Here is a 14,358-nt window from a genome sequence, read left to right as displayed (position 1 = left end):
ACACTCCTCGCGGCGCTATATACATGGAAGCTAAAAAAATGATGAAATAGTCTAACACTTTACTTAATTGACATCACCGCCCGCAATCGCAGGCCAATTGTTAACAGAGCTTTCCTGAGATGAAGAAACCCAACCGCGCCCCGGCCGGTCAAATTCGTATTATCGGCGGTCAGTGGCGAGGCCGGAAATTACCGGTACCGGACAGCCCCGGTTTACGCCCAACTACCGACCGCGTGCGCGAGACGCTGTTTAACTGGCTGGCCCCGTCAATGGTAGACGCCCACTGCCTGGACTGCTTCGCCGGAAGCGGCGCGCTCGGTCTGGAAGCACTGTCGCGCTATGCCGCCAGCGCCACGCTGCTGGAGATGGAGCGCGGCGTGGCGCAGACGCTGCAGCAAAATCTGGCGACGCTGAAGGCGGGCAACGCCAAAGTCGTGAACACCAACACGCTGAGTTTTCTTGCGCAGAAAGGCACGCCGCATAACGTGGTGTTTGTCGACCCGCCGTTCCGTAAGGGGCTGCTGGAGGAGACGCTATCCCTGCTGGAACAAAACGGCTGGCTTGCGGATGACGCGCTAATTTACGTTGAAAGCGAAGTGGAAAACGGTTTACCGCCGGTGCCCGCGCACTGGGATCTGCACCGCGAAAAGGTCGCCGGTCAGGTTGCTTATCGTCTGTATCACCGTCAGGCACAAGGAGGATCCGATGCCGGTACTGATTAATCTGGGACGTTTGCTGATGCTGGGCGTCTGGGCGTTTTTGATTCTGAATCTGGTGCACCCGTTCCCGCGCCCGATGAACATTTTCGTTAACGTCGCGCTGATTTTCACGTCGTTTATGCACGCCCTGCAGATGGTGATGCTGAAAAACGGCCTGCCGAAAGATGGACCGCAGATGACGGGCTGGCAGCAGCTGCGCGTGTTTATTTTCGGCGTGTTTGAACTGCTGGTGTGGATGAAGAAATTTAAGGCGCAGGTGAAGAAGTAAGGTGCGGGCTATCGCCCGGTGGCGCTTCGCTTACCGGGCCTACGAAACCCTGTAGGCCGGGCAAACGCAGTGCCGCCCGGCGTTACCGCTCCGGTGCAAACCCTTCAAATCGCGACCCTTTGTAGCTCAGCATTCCTTTCTCTCCCACCGTCAGCTGATGGTACTGCTGCGCCTCCAGGCGGAAGGTCATCTCCAGGCCGCCCGTTTCCGGCTTAAAGCTCGCTTCATAGCGCATTGTTGTGCCCGCAGGGGTCACCTGCTGCTGGCGTGAGCGGCGGTCATTGAGCGGTTTCTCGCGTTTGTTGGTCACCACCACGCGCTTTTGCATCAGGGGTGCGGCATCGTTATCCGCCTTCTCGCGGCGCTGCTGTACGAAGCGGAACGAGGCGGCAATGACGATAATCGCCACCACGATAATGAAAAACAGCGGCATCTTGCTCATTCTACAATCCCATCAGATTATGCGGAATTCAGGATACCCTGCCTTCCCCGCCATTGCCAAACGCCCGCCCGCGTCACTACACTGGATCAGAAACTGATTATTCAGACTTAACAGATACAGGGAGTTAATATGCTTTGGTCATTTATCGCTGTCTGTTTTTCCGCATGGCTTTATGTCGATGCGTCGTACCGCGGTCCCATCTGGCAGCGCTGGTTGTTTAAACCGGTCACGCTGTTGCTCCTGCTGCTGCTGGCCTGGCAAGCGCCGATGTTTAACGCCGTCAGCTATCTGGTGCTCGCCGGGCTGTGCGCCTCCCTCATTGGCGATGCCTTAACCCTGCTGCCGCGCCAGCGCCTGCTGTACGCCGTTGGGGCGTTCTTCCTGTCGCATCTGCTGTATACCATCTACTTTGCCAGCCAGATGACGCTCTCCTTCTTCTGGCCGCTGCCGCTGGTGCTGCTGGTGATTGGCGCGCTGCTGATTGCGGTGATCTGGTCACGTCTGGAAGAGATGCGTTTGCCGGTCTGCACGTTTATCGCCATGACCCTGGTAATGGTGTGGCTGGCGGGCGAGCTGTGGTTCTTCCGTCCGACTGCTCCGGCGATGTCCGCGTTCTTCGGTGCCGCGCTGCTGCTGATCGGGAATGTCGTCTGGCTGGGCAGCCACTATCGTCGCCGCTTCCGTGCGGATAACGCGATTGCCGCCGCCTGCTACTTTGCCGGGCACTTCCTGATCGTGCGTTCGCTGTATATTTAAATAAGTCTTGACTCTGGAGTCGACTCCAGAGTGTATGCTGCGGTTAATGAGAAAATTATCATTACCGGAGACTGCCATGTCGACTCCAGAAACATCTAAAAAAGTTCCACAATTCTCGGCACTTAAGCTCAGCCCGGTTCCGTCGAAAGACGACTGCTGCTGCGAAGGCGCGTGCGAAACGCAAACTCAACCCCTTCCGGAAAGCGGAAATCGCTACAGCTGGGTCGTTAACGGCATGGACTGCGCCTCCTGCGCACGCAAAGTGGAAAACGCCGTCAAACAAGTGCCGGGCGTGAGTCACGTTCAGGTGCTGTTCGCCACTGAAAAGCTGCTGGTTAGCGCCGATAACGACGTCAGCAAACAGGTGGAAGCCGCCGTCAGCAAGGCGGGCTATACCTTGCGTAGCGAAACGGCGCCCGCTGAAAAAGCCTCTTCCCTGCAAGAAAACCTGCCGCTCATTACCCTCATCATCATGATGGCCCTGAGCTGGGGGCTGGAACAGTTCAACCACCCGTTCGGCAACCTGGCGTTTATCGCCACCACGCTGGTCGGGCTGTTCCCGATTGCCCGTCAGGCGCTGCGCCTGATGAAAAGCGGCAGCTGGTTTGCCATCGAAACGCTGATGAGCGTGGCGGCTATCGGCGCGCTGTTTATTGGCGCAACGGCAGAAGCGGCGATGGTGCTGCTGCTGTTCTTAATTGGCGAACGTCTTGAGGGCTGGGCAGCGAGCCGGGCGCGTAAAGGGGTCAGCGCGCTGATGGCGCTGAAGCCGGAAACCGCCACGCGCGTGATAAACGGCACGCGTGAAACGGTCGCCATCAATACGCTGCGCCCGGGCGACGTGATTGAAGTCGCGGCAGGCGGACGCTTGCCTGCAGACGGTGCGCTGCTTACCGCCACCGCGAGCTTTGATGAAAGCGCCCTGACCGGCGAGTCCATTCCGGTTGAACGTGAGGCGGGTGAAAAAGTGCCTGCGGGTGCCACCAGCGTCGACCGTCTGGTACAGCTCACCGTGCTTTCCGAGCCGGGCGACAGCGCCATCGACCGTATCCTGAAGCTGATTGAAGAGGCCGAAGAGCGCCGCGCGCCGGTCGAACGCTTTATTGACCGCTTCAGCCGGATCTACACGCCCGCCATTATGCTGGTGGCTCTGCTGGTTACCGTCGTCCCACCGCTGTTCTTTGGCGCGCCGTGGGAGGGCTGGATTTATAAAGGGCTGACGCTATTGCTGATCGGCTGTCCGTGCGCGCTGGTGATTTCCACCCCGGCGGCCATTACCTCCGGGCTGGCGGCGGCGGCACGTCGCGGGGCGCTGATTAAGGGCGGCGCGGCGCTGGAGCAGCTGAGCCAGGTTCAGCAAATCGCGTTCGATAAAACCGGTACGCTGACCGTGGGCAAACCGCAGGTGACCGGCGTATATCCGCAGGATATCGGTGAAGATGAACTGCTGACCCTGGCCGCCGCCGTTGAACAGGGCTCCACTCACCCGCTGGCGCAGGCGATTGTGCGTGAAGCGCAGTCGCGCGGGCTGAACATCCCTCCGGCAACCGCCCAGCGGGCGCTGGTCGGGTCAGGGATTGAGGCCACCGTTGACGGTAAAAAGGTACTGATTGTCGCGGCTGGCAAGTCTTCTACTCCAGAGGTGGAGGCGTTAGAACAAACCGGACAAACTGTTGTGAGCGTGATGCAGGACGGCGTCGCAAAAGGGATGCTGGCGCTGCGCGACACCCTCCGCGATGACGCAAAAGAAGCTGTGGTGGCGCTACATCAGCTGGGCGTGCAGGGGGTGATTCTCACCGGTGATAACCCTCGCGCGGCGGCAGCAATTGCCGGTGAGCTGGGGCTGGCGTTTAAAGCCGGATTGCTGCCTGCGGATAAGGTCAGCGCGGTAACGGAGCTGAACGCTCAGACGCCGCTGGCGATGGTCGGTGACGGGATTAACGATGCTCCGGCGATGAAAGCGTCCACCATCGGTATTGCGATGGGCAGCGGGACCGACGTGGCGCTGGAAACGGCTGACGCGGCGCTGACCCACAACCGTCTGACCGGGCTGGCGCAGATGATTAGCCTGGCGCGCGCGACGCGGGCCAATATCCGTCAGAACATCGGCATCGCGCTGGGGTTGAAGGGGATTTTCCTGGTGACCACGCTGCTGGGCATGACCGGGCTGTGGCTGGCGGTGCTGGCGGATACCGGGGCAACGGTGCTGGTGACGGCGAACGCGCTCAGGTTGTTGCGTCGCCGGTAAAAAAACGCCCGGTGGCGCTGACGCTTACCGGGCCTACATATCCTGCTAAATCGTAGGCCGGGTAAGGCGAAGCCGCCACCCGGCTTTTTTTATATGAAGTAGCTCATCGCCAGGCCTAAAAACAGCACCAGACCGGCGTAGTTATTGTTCATAAACGCTTTGAAGCAGGCGTCGCGTTCGCGCTTCGCAATCAGCTTTTGCTGGTACGCAAACAGCAGTCCCGCCACCAGCACGGACCAGTAGAACTCCCAGTTCAGCCCGTTCAGGCGACCAATCGCCACCATCAGCGCCAGTACCGCAACCTGCAGGATACCGATGATCAGCTTGTCCTGACGGCCAAAGAGGATGGCGGTTGATTTGATGCCAATTTTCAGGTCATCGTCGCGGTCAACCATCGCGTACTGGGTGTCATACGCCACGGCCCAGAGAATGTTCGCCAGGAACATCAGCCAGCAGCTGAGCGGTAAGGACTCACTAACCGCCGCAAACGCCATCGGAATCGACCAGCCAAACGCCGCCCCCAGCACCACCTGAGGCAGATGGGTATAGCGCTTCATAAACGGATACACCCAGGCCAGGGCCAGCGCCGCAACGGAAAGCAGAATGGTCATGGTGTTGAGGGTTAACACCAGCAGGAAAGAGAGCAGCACCAGAACAATAAACAGCACGCGGGCTTCTTTCCCGGTCACCTGCCCGCTGGGTAACGGACGACCGGCAGTACGCTTTACATGGCCGTCGAATTTACGATCGGCATAGTCATTCACCACGCAGCCCGCCGCGCGCATCAGCCAGACGCCGGCGACGAACACGCCAAGGATCCACAGCGGCGGCACGCCAGGCGTGGCGAGCCACAGCGCCCAGAGGGTCGGCCACAGCAACAGTAACGCGCCAATGGGTTTATCGGTACGCATTAAGCGGTGATACGCCAGCAGCTTATTCTGCGTCAGGCTCCACTCCATTTTTTCTTCCTCTTAGTACAACGGTGATGCCGGTAAAAAAAGCTCCGTCAGAATTAACGGTTTACCGCTCAGGCGAAGGCGGGAACGACGCCCCCAGAGTTCGGCATCACGACCAATCTCAATAAAATCCCGGGTAAGCTCAGACGAGGTGAAAAGGTAACGCCCCAGCGGCGTTTTCCCCAGACGTTGCAGCGCCAGCTCGGGCCCGGAAAGGGTGGACTCGGGCACCACCGTCCGCCCGGCAAGCCACGGCTCACCGTCAGCACAGAGTAAAATTTCACGCAGCCAGTAACGTGGCTCTTGCGGCAGCAGCGGCAGCTCGCTGGCAATCTCATCGCCAGAGACAAACCCTTCCTGAATCAGGGTCACCGTAACCGTTTTACCCTGCTGCTCAAAACGTTTCGTCATGGAATCTTCCAGCAGCAACCAGTCCAGCTGCTGCGGTTCAAGCGCAGGTATTTGGTCGAAATAGCGCAGCGCACGCAGTTGCGTTAGCGCAGGGTGTGACATGCCAGACTCTCCGATACATAACGTAATGGCATTGTATCGCAGAAACACGGATTGAGGGGGGCCAAACGTTATTTAACGATCACGATCGCAACAAGAGTGCAACAGCCCGGCGGAGACGAAAAAAAGTGCGCCCACTCAGGCGCACCAAACGACTAACAAATCAGCACTGCGGGGAAACGGTTACCCCTTGCCTTTTACACTGCTGATAAAGGTGGAACGGGCAGTGGTTGAACCTAAACGTTCGGCTTCATCAAGCAATTTCAGCGCTTTATCGACATCGCCGCGCTTCACCGCCTGCTTAATGGCGTTGTTGAAGTATTCTTCGGTGTCGTTCAGTACCGGCTCCGCTTTCTTTGTCGGGGCCGGTGCTGCGGTCGCTACCGGTGCGGCTGCCGTGGCAGCTGGCGCGGTATAGGCAGGCGCAGCGGTGTTGCCTACGGTGACAGGTCCGGTACCGGAGGAGCCAAACAGTGGGCCGACCAGGACGCTGGAACTGCTGTTCGTTTTCACCTTCAGCTTTAACGTTCCGTCGGTGACGTGACGAGCAATCGGGTCTGGAATATCAGGAATCGCGTTACCGGTGCCTTTTGCGTAGGCTTTAGCCGGATCGAGCAACGTAGTAGTCTTCTGGAGATCTTGCTCTGTGGTAAAGACCAGCACGTAGAGTTTTTGCTGACCCAGCGCAGGCGTAAGGCGCATGACGCCTTCCAGACGATCGGCACTCATCACGCCAGGTTCCTGATAAGTAAAATATTGACTTGGGAAAAACGCAGATGGCGTCATGTTCTGATCGAGAATGAGCACGTTTGGAGCAAATACGCTCGTCTGCTTATTGACTTCACTGGTCAAGGTAATGGCCAGCTCACCGATATTAGCGGGCACGCTATACGCGGCTACCGGACCCGTTATACCAGGCACATTCAGATGCTGTCCACCCGTCGAAAGCTGGGTAGTCTGCGTTTTGGATTGATCAACTGGCGTCCAGGTTAACTGCTGTAACGCTGCCGCCGGAATATTCGGCGCGGATGTCGTGTTCTGTGGGACGAAATTGACTTCTGCAAGCGTAATAGCAGGTGCGCTTGCAAGCAGCCCTGCGGATAAACAAAGGGCAAGGAGAGTTTTGTTCATTTTCATTGTTATCACCTCAAAATGCACAGGTCAGCGGTAGCCAGGCAATAGCGCGCCGTCCCAAGGATTGAGGGGCTTGCGCCCCTCAGTTTGGTCATTACGTCAGGTTAAGACGGGATTACCACCAGATTTCCATCTGGGCGCCGAAGGACCACTCGTCGCTGTCACCGCGGCTAAAGCTTTTCACAGAGGTATCGCTGTAGGCCATACCAGGGGTGTAACCCGCAACGGAGTTTTTACCCGTTGGCGCATAACCCCATTTTTCATCCCACTTCGCATAGGTTGCGAACACGCGGATTGCTGGACGTGACCAGATGCTGTCGCCAGCCTGCCACTGTTGGGCGAGGGTGATTTTATACTGGTCGTTTGTTTCGCCAGTTTCCTGGGATTTGACGTTGTCGTAACCCACTTCCAGCAGGGTACTCATGATAGGCGTCCATTTGTACATAGGACGAACGCCCACGGTCCACCATTTCGTACCGTTGTTATTATCCCAGTTGATATCCTGGTACATACCGACATACATCAGGTCCCAGCTATCGCCCAGGGAGATCGCACCGTGGTCAAGTACGCGCCACAGGTGACCGTTGTTATTGATGCCATAATTGATATCGTCAGTGGTACCAATGTTCGAACCTTGCGACAGCCCTTTACCCTGAGAGGTCATAGAGTCAGTAGCATATTGCAGAACAAACTTGTTGTAGCCTTTCAGCATGCTCTGCGTGTGTTCAGCGGTGAACATCCAGCCATCTTTCGATGCGCCATCAATCAGATGGTAATCATCACGTGGGTTAGCACGACCGTAGTCAACGCCCAGTTCCAGCGTACCGCCAGGGTTGACTTCCATCTGAGCTAAACGGACGTCAAAGACATCGTTCGCTGTGCGGGTGGTGTAATCATAAATGCTGTTGCTGGCGAAAGAGGAAGAGCCGCCCGCTTCAGAAGAACGGGTCGCAGCCAGAGAGAGTTTACCGAAACCGACGTCGATATTTTCCAGACCCGCACCAGGACCTGAAATATCCCAGTAGTAGAAGTCGATCATGTGGACGTCATGACGCTGATAGAAGCGCTTACCGGCCCAGATGGTAGAACCTGGTAGCCACTCAATCAGGTTTTTACCCTGCACGTTGGCTTCACGGAACGCCGGGTCAGTGGCTTCCCAGTCGTTCTGTTGCGCCACGGAGTACGCGACGTTCGTGTCGAAGTAGAAGCTCTTGTCGCCTTCTTTCCACACTTCCTGGCCCAGCTTCAGTTCCGCATAGGTTTCACATTCGTTACCCAGACGGTATTTACTTTGAGCACCGGTTGCCTGGAAGCACTGTTGTTCGCCGCCACTCCCCGTCCAGCCGATACCGGAACGAGCATAACCATGGAAATCCACGGCCATTGCCTGAGCAGACATTACGCCCGCTGCGACGGCAACTGCCAGAGGAAGTTTGCGCAGAGTAATCATCATTCTATCTCCTGAGATCATTGCTTTTCTTTGAACACTTCACCTGTCGGTTTCGTGTCTTCTTTTGGGATTGCTTAAACGCCTGGCTCTTTGTGCAACCGACGACATGCAGTGCCATCCTCACGGAACAGATGGCAACGCTCTGGCGGCAAGCCGATAGCGAATCTGGCACCCTCTTCTACCAACACCACGTCGTTCTGGCGGTAGACCAGGTTCTGACGGATGGCGGGGATCTGGATATGAATCTGTGTTTCGTGACCAAGCTGTTCGACGACCTGAACGTCACCTTCCAGGGTCACATCGGCGATGTGGCTCGGCAGCAGGTGCTCAGGACGAATACCGAGGGACATGTTTGCCCCGACCTGTACGTTGGCGCTGTCGACCGGCAGCCAGACCTGCTGGCGGTTTGGCAGCTCCACCTGGACCTGTTCAATCGCGGTCGCGGTCACTTTGACGGGCAGGAAGTTCATCTTTGGCGAGCCAATGAAGCCCGCAACAAAGCGGTCTGCCGGGTAGTGATACAGCTCCAGCGGTTTGCCGACCTGCGCCACGCGGCCGGCATCCAGCACCACGATTTTGTCGGCGAGGGTCATCGCTTCCACCTGATCGTGGGTGACGTAAATCATCGTGCGGCCAAGACGCTTGTGCAGACGGGAGATTTCAATACGCATCTGGACGCGCAGGGCGGCATCCAGGTTAGAGAGGGGTTCATCAAGCAGGAACACGCGCGGTTCGGCCACCAGGGTACGGCCAATCGCCACACGCTGACGCTGGCCACCGGAGAGCGCTTTCGGCTTACGCTCCAGCAGGTGCGCCAGCTGTAACACTTCCGCCACCTGCGTCACGCGCTGGTTAATGACCTCTTTCTTCGCGCCGGCCAGCTTCAGGCCAAAGGACATGTTCTCGGCAACGGAAAGATGGGGATAGAGAGCATAAGACTGGAACACCATACCGACGCCACGTTCGGCAGGCGGGATGTCGTTCATTCGGGTATCACCGATCAGCAGGTCGCCGCTGGTGATGGTTTCAAGACCGGCAATCATACGCAGCAGAGTAGATTTACCACAGCCTGATGGGCCAACAAACACCACGAATTCGCCTTCGTTGATGTCCAGATTGATGTCTTTCGACACCACAACGTCACCCCAGGCTTTCGTTACATTACGCAGCTGTACGCTCGCCATGCCCTTCTCCCTTCGTTACAACCTGTCACCGACAGAAACATTCAAGATAAGTTCACTATGGGGTATCCATTACTTTCCCGAATCCTCCACCCCCCGCCTTTTTTATGGGGGAGGAGGCGGGAGGATGAGGGAGCAGACTCTGCGACCGCTGCGGGAGGGCTGAGGCAAAATTCGTGAAGCCGCCTGCAAAATTCGGTGGGTTTTTATGTGCGCCAGCACTCATAACTTAAATTTATGCAACAGAGATCACACAAACGGGGGGTGGGGCGTAGGGGTTGGGAGGATGGAAAGAGGATGTCAAATAAGGAGACTGAGACACGTTGAACCACTGAAGTCATACCACGAGACATCACCAAAAAGGATGGCAGCTATGAATATCAAGACTGGCGCACGCGTTTTCGCATTGTCCGCCCTCGCAGCAATGATGATTTCCGCACCGGCGCTCGCCAAAATTGAAGAAGGCAAACTGGTTATCTGGATTAACGGCGACAAAGGCTATAACGGCCTGGCCGAAGTGGGCAAAAAATTCGAGAAAGATACCGGCATCAAAGTGACCGTAGAGCACCCGGACAAACTGGAAGAGAAATTCCCGCAGGTTGCGGCAACCGGCGATGGCCCGGACATCATCTTCTGGGCGCATGACCGTTTCGGGGGTTACGCGCAGTCTGGCCTGCTGGCTGAAGTGACGCCAGACAAAGCCTTCCAGGACAAACTGTTCCCGTTCACCTGGGACGCCGTTCGCTATAACGGCAAGCTGATCGCTTACCCAATCGCGGTTGAAGCCCTGTCTCTGATTTACAACAAAGACCTGGTACCAAACCCGCCGAAGACCTGGGAAGAGATCCCGAAACTGGATAAAGAGCTGAAGGCGAAAGGTAAATCCGCCCTGATGTTCAACCTGCAAGAGCCGTACTTCACCTGGCCGCTGATTGCTGCCGACGGCGGTTACGCGTTCAAGTTTGAAAACGGCAAGTATGACGTGAAAGACGTGGGCGTGGACAACGCGGGCGCGAAAGCGGGTCTGACCTTCCTGGTGGATCTGATCAAGAACAAACACATGAACGCGGATACCGACTACTCCATCGCGGAAGCGGCGTTCAACAAAGGCGAAACCGCGATGACCATCAACGGTCCGTGGGCATGGACCAACATCGACAAGAGCAAAATCAACTATGGCGTGACGCTGCTGCCAACCTTCAAAGGCAAGCCGTCTAAACCGTTCGTTGGCGTGCTGAGCGCGGGCATTAACGCTGCCAGCCCGAACAAAGAGCTGGCGAAAGAGTTCCTGGAAAACTACCTGCTGACCGATCAAGGTCTGGATGAAGTGAACAAGGACAAACCGCTGGGCGCCGTCGCGCTGAAATCCTTCCAGGATCATCTGGCGAAAGACCCACGTATCGCGGCCACCATGGATAACGCCCAGAAAGGCGAAATCATGCCGAACATCCCACAGATGGCCGCATTCTGGTACGCCACCCGTACCGCGGTTATCAACGCTGCAAGCGGTCGTCAGACTGTCGATGCCGCGCTGAAAGATGCTCAGGGTCGTATTACTAAGTAAGCAGAAAAACGGCGGGTGGCGCGTGCGCTTACCCGCCCTACGACTACGGCACGATCCGTAGGTCAGGTAAGCGCAGCTCCACCTGACGATAAGTTTCCACCGTTGTAGAGGAAGAACCCCATGGATGTCATTAAAAAGAAACGCTGGTGGCAAAGCGACGCGCTGAAGTGGTCAGCGATCGGTCTGCTGTGCCTGCTGGTGGGTTACCTTGTTGTTTTAATGTACGTACAAGGGGAATATCTGTTCGCCATCATGACGCTGATTTTAAGCTCTGCTGGCCTGTATATTTTCGCTAATCGTAAAGCCTATGCCTGGCGCTATGTCTACCCGGGCGTGGCCGGGATGGGGCTGTTTGTCCTGTTCCCGCTGATTTGCACCATCGCCATTGCGTTTACCAACTACAGCAGCACCAACCAGCTTGCGCAGGAACGCGCGCAGCAGGTGCTTCTGGACCGCTCATATCAGGCGGGTAAAACCTTCAACTTCGGCCTGTATCCTGTCGGAAACGAGTGGAAGTTAGCGCTTACTGATGAAGCAAGCAGCAAATACTATGTCTCCGACGCGTTCAAATTTGGCGGCGAGCAAAAGCTGGCCTTAAAAGAGGCACAGGCCCTGCCGGAAGGTGAACGTGCCAACCTGCGCATCATTACCCAGAACCGTCAGGCGCTGACCCAGCTCACCGCCGTGCTGCCGGACGAAAGCAAAGTGATCATGAGCTCGCTGCGCCAGTTCTCAGGCACCCAACCGCTCTATACCCTGGCGGATGACGGCACGCTGACCAATAACCAGAGCGGCGTAAAATATCGTCCAAACAACGACATTGGTTTCTATCAGTCCATTACTGCCGACGGCAAATGGGGTGATGACAAACTCAGCCCGGGCTATACCGTCACCATCGGCTGGGACAACTTTACCCGCGTGTTTACAGATGAAGGCATTCAGAAACCGTTCTTCGCCATCTTCGTCTGGACGGTCGTTTTCTCGGTCCTGACCGTGATCCTGACCGTTGCCGTGGGTATGGTGCTGGCCTGCCTCGTCCAGTGGGAATCCCTGAAGGGCAAAGCGATTTACCGCGTACTGCTGATTCTGCCGTATGCCGTGCCGTCGTTTATCTCGATTCTGATTTTCAAAGGGCTGTTTAACCAGAGCTTCGGTGAAATCAACATGATGCTGAGCGCGCTGTTTGGCATCAAACCGGCCTGGTTCAGCGACCCAACCACCGCCCGCTCGATGATCATCATCGTCAATACCTGGCTGGGCTATCCGTACATGATGATCCTGTGCATGGGCCTGCTGAAGGCTATCCCGGACGATCTGTACGAAGCCTCGGCGATGGACGGCGCGGGCCCGTTCCAGAACTTCTTTAAGATTACGCTGCCGCTGCTCATCAAGCCGCTCACCCCGCTGATGATTGCCAGCTTCGCCTTTAACTTTAACAACTTCGTGCTGATTCAGCTGTTGACCAACGGCGGTCCGGATCGCCTTGGCACCACGACGCCGGCAGGTTATACCGACCTGCTCGTGAGCTACACCTACCGTATCGCCTTCGAAGGCGGCGGCGGTCAAGACTTCGGTCTGGCGGCGGCGATTGCCACCCTGATCTTCCTGCTGGTAGGCGCACTGGCGATTGTGAACCTGAAAGCCACACGTATGAAATTTGACTAAGGAGGGCATCGATCATGGCAATGGTACAACCCAAATCTCAGAAGCTGCGCCTCCTGGCGACGCACTTAGGCCTGCTGATTTTCATCGCGGCGATCATGTTCCCGCTGCTGATGGTTATCGCCATCTCCCTGCGTTCGGGTAACTTCGCCACCGGGAGCCTGATCCCGGACGAAATCTCCTGGGAGCACTGGAAGCTCGCGCTGGGCTTCAGCGTGGAGCACGCGGATGGCCGCGTCACCCCGCCGCCGTTCCCGGTGCTGCTGTGGCTGTGGAACTCGGTGAAAATCGCAGGCATTACCGCGATCGGTATCGTGGCGCTGTCCACCACCTGCGCTTACGCCTTTGCTCGTATGCGTTTCCCGGGCAAAGCGACGCTGCTGAAAGGGATGCTGATTTTCCAGATGTTCCCGGCGGTGCTGTCGCTGGTGGCGCTGTATGCCCTGTTTGACCGCCTGGGCCAGTACATTCCGTTTATCGGTCTGAACACCCACGGCGGCGTGATCTTCGCCTACCTTGGCGGTATCGCACTGCATGTATGGACCATTAAAGGCTATTTCGAAACCATCGACGGCTCGCTGGAAGAAGCGGCCGCGCTGGATGGGGCAACCCCGTGGCAGGCGTTCCGCCTGGTGCTGCTGCCGCTGTCGGTGCCGATTCTGGCGGTGGTGTTTATCCTGTCGTTTATCGCTGCGATCACCGAAGTACCGGTTGCCTCACTGTTACTGCGTGATGTGAACAGCTACACCCTGGCCGTGGGTATGCAGCAATACCTCAATCCGCAAAACTACCTGTGGGGTGACTTTGCCGCGGCGGCCGTACTTTCCGCCATCCCGATTACCGTGGTGTTCCTGCTGGCGCAGCGCTGGCTGGTCAATGGCCTGACGGCGGGCGGTGTGAAAGGTTAAGTTTCATTTTGTTATGCCACTGCAACCCTCAACTTTAGACGTATTGTATTGACCCAACTTGTGACTGTTGTTAGGCGGCCTCCGGGCCGCCATTTTTTTATTCTCGCTTCAGTCGCTTCGAGTTACACAGCCAGAGGGTGATCACCAGCAGCAGGATCGCCGCCGAGTAGATCAGCACGTCGAGCGGGGATTTATGATCGACGATGATCAGCCGCACAATCGCGGTGATCCCAATGTAGACAAAATAACGCAGCGGGAAGTGAAAGCCGGACTGAAAGTACTTCACAATCAGGGCGATAAATTCAAAGTAGAGAAAGTAGACCACCAGGCCTTCCACCAGCGCATATTTGCTGGTTTGTTCAGGGGCAAACAGTACATCCGCCAGATGCACCGTCTCTTTACCCAAAAAGACGACCAGTATCAGGCCAAGGCTCAACAGACCGAGGTTCAGCACGGTCTGGAGGATAGTTGAGATAAACTCAACGCGCGGGCGAGTCAGGGATGTCATACAGCACCTCATTCTCCAGGGCGAGGTTTCTGTATAACGCAAAAATGTGACG

At 56.8% G+C, this 14,358-nt stretch carries 14 protein-coding genes; 7 read left to right on the top strand and 7 right to left on the bottom strand.

All coding sequences use genetic code 11. The features are described from left to right. The first annotated feature begins 119 nt into the window (after positions 1-119). Positions 120-722 carry a 16S rRNA (guanine(966)-N(2))-methyltransferase gene (rsmD, locus tag P349_RS03275; RefSeq protein ID WP_024906689.1) on the top strand — a complete coding sequence of 201 codons (603 nt, stop codon included), beginning with the start codon at positions 120-122 and terminating at the stop codon, positions 720-722. Beyond that, positions 706-987: a DUF1145 family protein gene (locus P349_RS03280; protein WP_010436509.1), complete on the top strand. Its 282-nt coding sequence runs from the start codon at positions 706-708 to the stop codon at positions 985-987. Before rsmD ends, P349_RS03280 begins: the two co-directional genes overlap by 17 nt. Before the next feature lie 82 nt (positions 988-1,069). On the opposite strand, the gene P349_RS03285 is transcribed toward P349_RS03280, so the two are convergent. Continuing rightward, entirely contained in the window at positions 1,070-1,429 is a 360-nt protein-coding gene (locus P349_RS03285; RefSeq protein WP_032650566.1) for a DUF2500 domain-containing protein, read from the bottom strand. 129 nt (positions 1,430-1,558) lie between these two features. On the opposite strand from P349_RS03285, the gene P349_RS03290 reads away from it, so the two are divergent. Both P349_RS03290 and zntA read left to right on the top strand, forming a co-directional pair. Then, positions 1,559-2,185 carry a lysoplasmalogenase gene (locus tag P349_RS03290; RefSeq protein ID WP_032650563.1) on the top strand — a complete coding sequence of 209 codons (627 nt, stop codon included), beginning with the start codon at positions 1,559-1,561 and terminating at the stop codon, positions 2,183-2,185. Between the two features lie 76 nt (positions 2,186-2,261). Further along, complete coding sequence (gene zntA / locus P349_RS03295) at positions 2,262-4,433, top strand: Zn(II)/Cd(II)/Pb(II) translocating P-type ATPase ZntA (protein WP_032650561.1); 2,172 nt, start codon at positions 2,262-2,264, stop codon at positions 4,431-4,433. A gap of 89 nt (positions 4,434-4,522) precedes the next feature. Here the strand turns inward: zntA and ubiA are convergent, their stop codons facing one another. The 5 genes from ubiA to malK form a co-directional block, all read right to left on the bottom strand. Further along, entirely contained in the window at positions 4,523-5,392 is an 870-nt protein-coding gene (gene ubiA, locus P349_RS03300; protein WP_032650559.1) for a 4-hydroxybenzoate octaprenyltransferase, read from the bottom strand. A 12-nt stretch (positions 5,393-5,404) separates the two neighbouring features. Further along, complete coding sequence (gene ubiC, locus P349_RS03305; RefSeq protein WP_024906684.1) at positions 5,405-5,902, bottom strand: chorismate lyase; 498 nt, start codon at positions 5,900-5,902, stop codon at positions 5,405-5,407. A gap of 180 nt (positions 5,903-6,082) precedes the next feature. Next, positions 6,083-7,036: a maltose operon protein MalM gene (malM, locus tag P349_RS03310; RefSeq protein ID WP_032650557.1), complete on the bottom strand. Its 954-nt coding sequence runs from the start codon at positions 7,034-7,036 to the stop codon at positions 6,083-6,085. A 112-nt stretch (positions 7,037-7,148) separates the two neighbouring features. After that, positions 7,149-8,486 carry a maltoporin gene (locus P349_RS03315; protein WP_073961651.1) on the bottom strand — a complete coding sequence of 446 codons (1,338 nt, stop codon included), beginning with the start codon at positions 8,484-8,486 and terminating at the stop codon, positions 7,149-7,151. Positions 8,487-8,557: 71 nt separating this feature from the next. Continuing rightward, positions 8,558-9,667: a maltose/maltodextrin ABC transporter ATP-binding protein MalK gene (malK, locus tag P349_RS03320; RefSeq protein WP_032650555.1), complete on the bottom strand. Its 1,110-nt coding sequence runs from the start codon at positions 9,665-9,667 to the stop codon at positions 8,558-8,560. A 370-nt stretch (positions 9,668-10,037) separates the two neighbouring features. On the opposite strand from malK, the gene malE reads away from it, so the two are divergent. The 3 genes from malE to malG all read left to right on the top strand — a co-directional run bounded on the left by malE (position 10,038) and on the right by malG (position 13,798). Then, positions 10,038-11,228 (top strand): maltose/maltodextrin ABC transporter substrate-binding protein MalE, encoded by a 1,191-nt coding sequence (gene malE / locus P349_RS03325; protein WP_032645104.1) that lies wholly within the window; start codon positions 10,038-10,040, stop codon positions 11,226-11,228. Between the two features lie 120 nt (positions 11,229-11,348). Continuing rightward, complete coding sequence (gene malF / locus P349_RS03330; protein ID WP_032650553.1) at positions 11,349-12,893, top strand: maltose ABC transporter permease MalF; 1,545 nt, start codon at positions 11,349-11,351, stop codon at positions 12,891-12,893. 14 nt (positions 12,894-12,907) lie between these two features. After that, positions 12,908-13,798 (top strand): maltose ABC transporter permease MalG, encoded by an 891-nt coding sequence (malG, locus tag P349_RS03335; protein ID WP_008500077.1) that lies wholly within the window; start codon positions 12,908-12,910, stop codon positions 13,796-13,798. 97 nt (positions 13,799-13,895) lie between these two features. Here malG and psiE read toward each other — a convergent pair whose 3' ends face one another. After that, complete coding sequence (psiE, locus tag P349_RS03340) at positions 13,896-14,306, bottom strand: phosphate-starvation-inducible protein PsiE (protein WP_000202963.1); 411 nt, start codon at positions 14,304-14,306, stop codon at positions 13,896-13,898. Between the last annotated feature and the right edge of the window lie 52 nt (positions 14,307-14,358).

The organism is Enterobacter sp. DC4, assembly GCF_000568095.1.
In the GTDB taxonomy this organism is placed as follows: domain Bacteria; phylum Pseudomonadota; class Gammaproteobacteria; order Enterobacterales; family Enterobacteriaceae; genus Enterobacter; species Enterobacter pseudoroggenkampii.
The sequence above is the reverse complement of the archived record's forward strand: the minus strand, read 5'-3'. Positions and strand labels throughout refer to the sequence as shown.

Coding starts and splice junctions, on each gene's coding strand:
- rsmD (WP_024906689.1), top strand. CDS start 120: ATGAAGAAACCCAACCGCGCCCCGGCCGGTCAAATTCGTATTATCGGC.
- P349_RS03280 (WP_010436509.1), top strand. CDS start 706: ATGCCGGTACTGATTAATCTGGGACGTTTGCTGATGCTGGGCGTCTGG.
- P349_RS03285 (WP_032650566.1), bottom strand. CDS start 1,429: ATGAGCAAGATGCCGCTGTTTTTCATTATCGTGGTGGCGATTATCGTC.
- P349_RS03290 (WP_032650563.1), top strand. CDS start 1,559: ATGCTTTGGTCATTTATCGCTGTCTGTTTTTCCGCATGGCTTTATGTC.
- zntA (WP_032650561.1), top strand. CDS start 2,262: ATGTCGACTCCAGAAACATCTAAAAAAGTTCCACAATTCTCGGCACTT.
- ubiA (WP_032650559.1), bottom strand. CDS start 5,392: ATGGAGTGGAGCCTGACGCAGAATAAGCTGCTGGCGTATCACCGCTTA.
- ubiC (WP_024906684.1), bottom strand. CDS start 5,902: ATGTCACACCCTGCGCTAACGCAACTGCGTGCGCTGCGCTATTTCGAC.
- malM (WP_032650557.1), bottom strand. CDS start 7,036: ATGAAAATGAACAAAACTCTCCTTGCCCTTTGTTTATCCGCAGGGCTG.
- P349_RS03315 (WP_073961651.1), bottom strand. CDS start 8,486: ATGATGATTACTCTGCGCAAACTTCCTCTGGCAGTTGCCGTCGCAGCG.
- malK (WP_032650555.1), bottom strand. CDS start 9,667: ATGGCGAGCGTACAGCTGCGTAATGTAACGAAAGCCTGGGGTGACGTT.
- malE (WP_032645104.1), top strand. CDS start 10,038: ATGAATATCAAGACTGGCGCACGCGTTTTCGCATTGTCCGCCCTCGCA.
- malF (WP_032650553.1), top strand. CDS start 11,349: ATGGATGTCATTAAAAAGAAACGCTGGTGGCAAAGCGACGCGCTGAAG.
- malG (WP_008500077.1), top strand. CDS start 12,908: ATGGCAATGGTACAACCCAAATCTCAGAAGCTGCGCCTCCTGGCGACG.
- psiE (WP_000202963.1), bottom strand. CDS start 14,306: ATGACATCCCTGACTCGCCCGCGCGTTGAGTTTATCTCAACTATCCTC.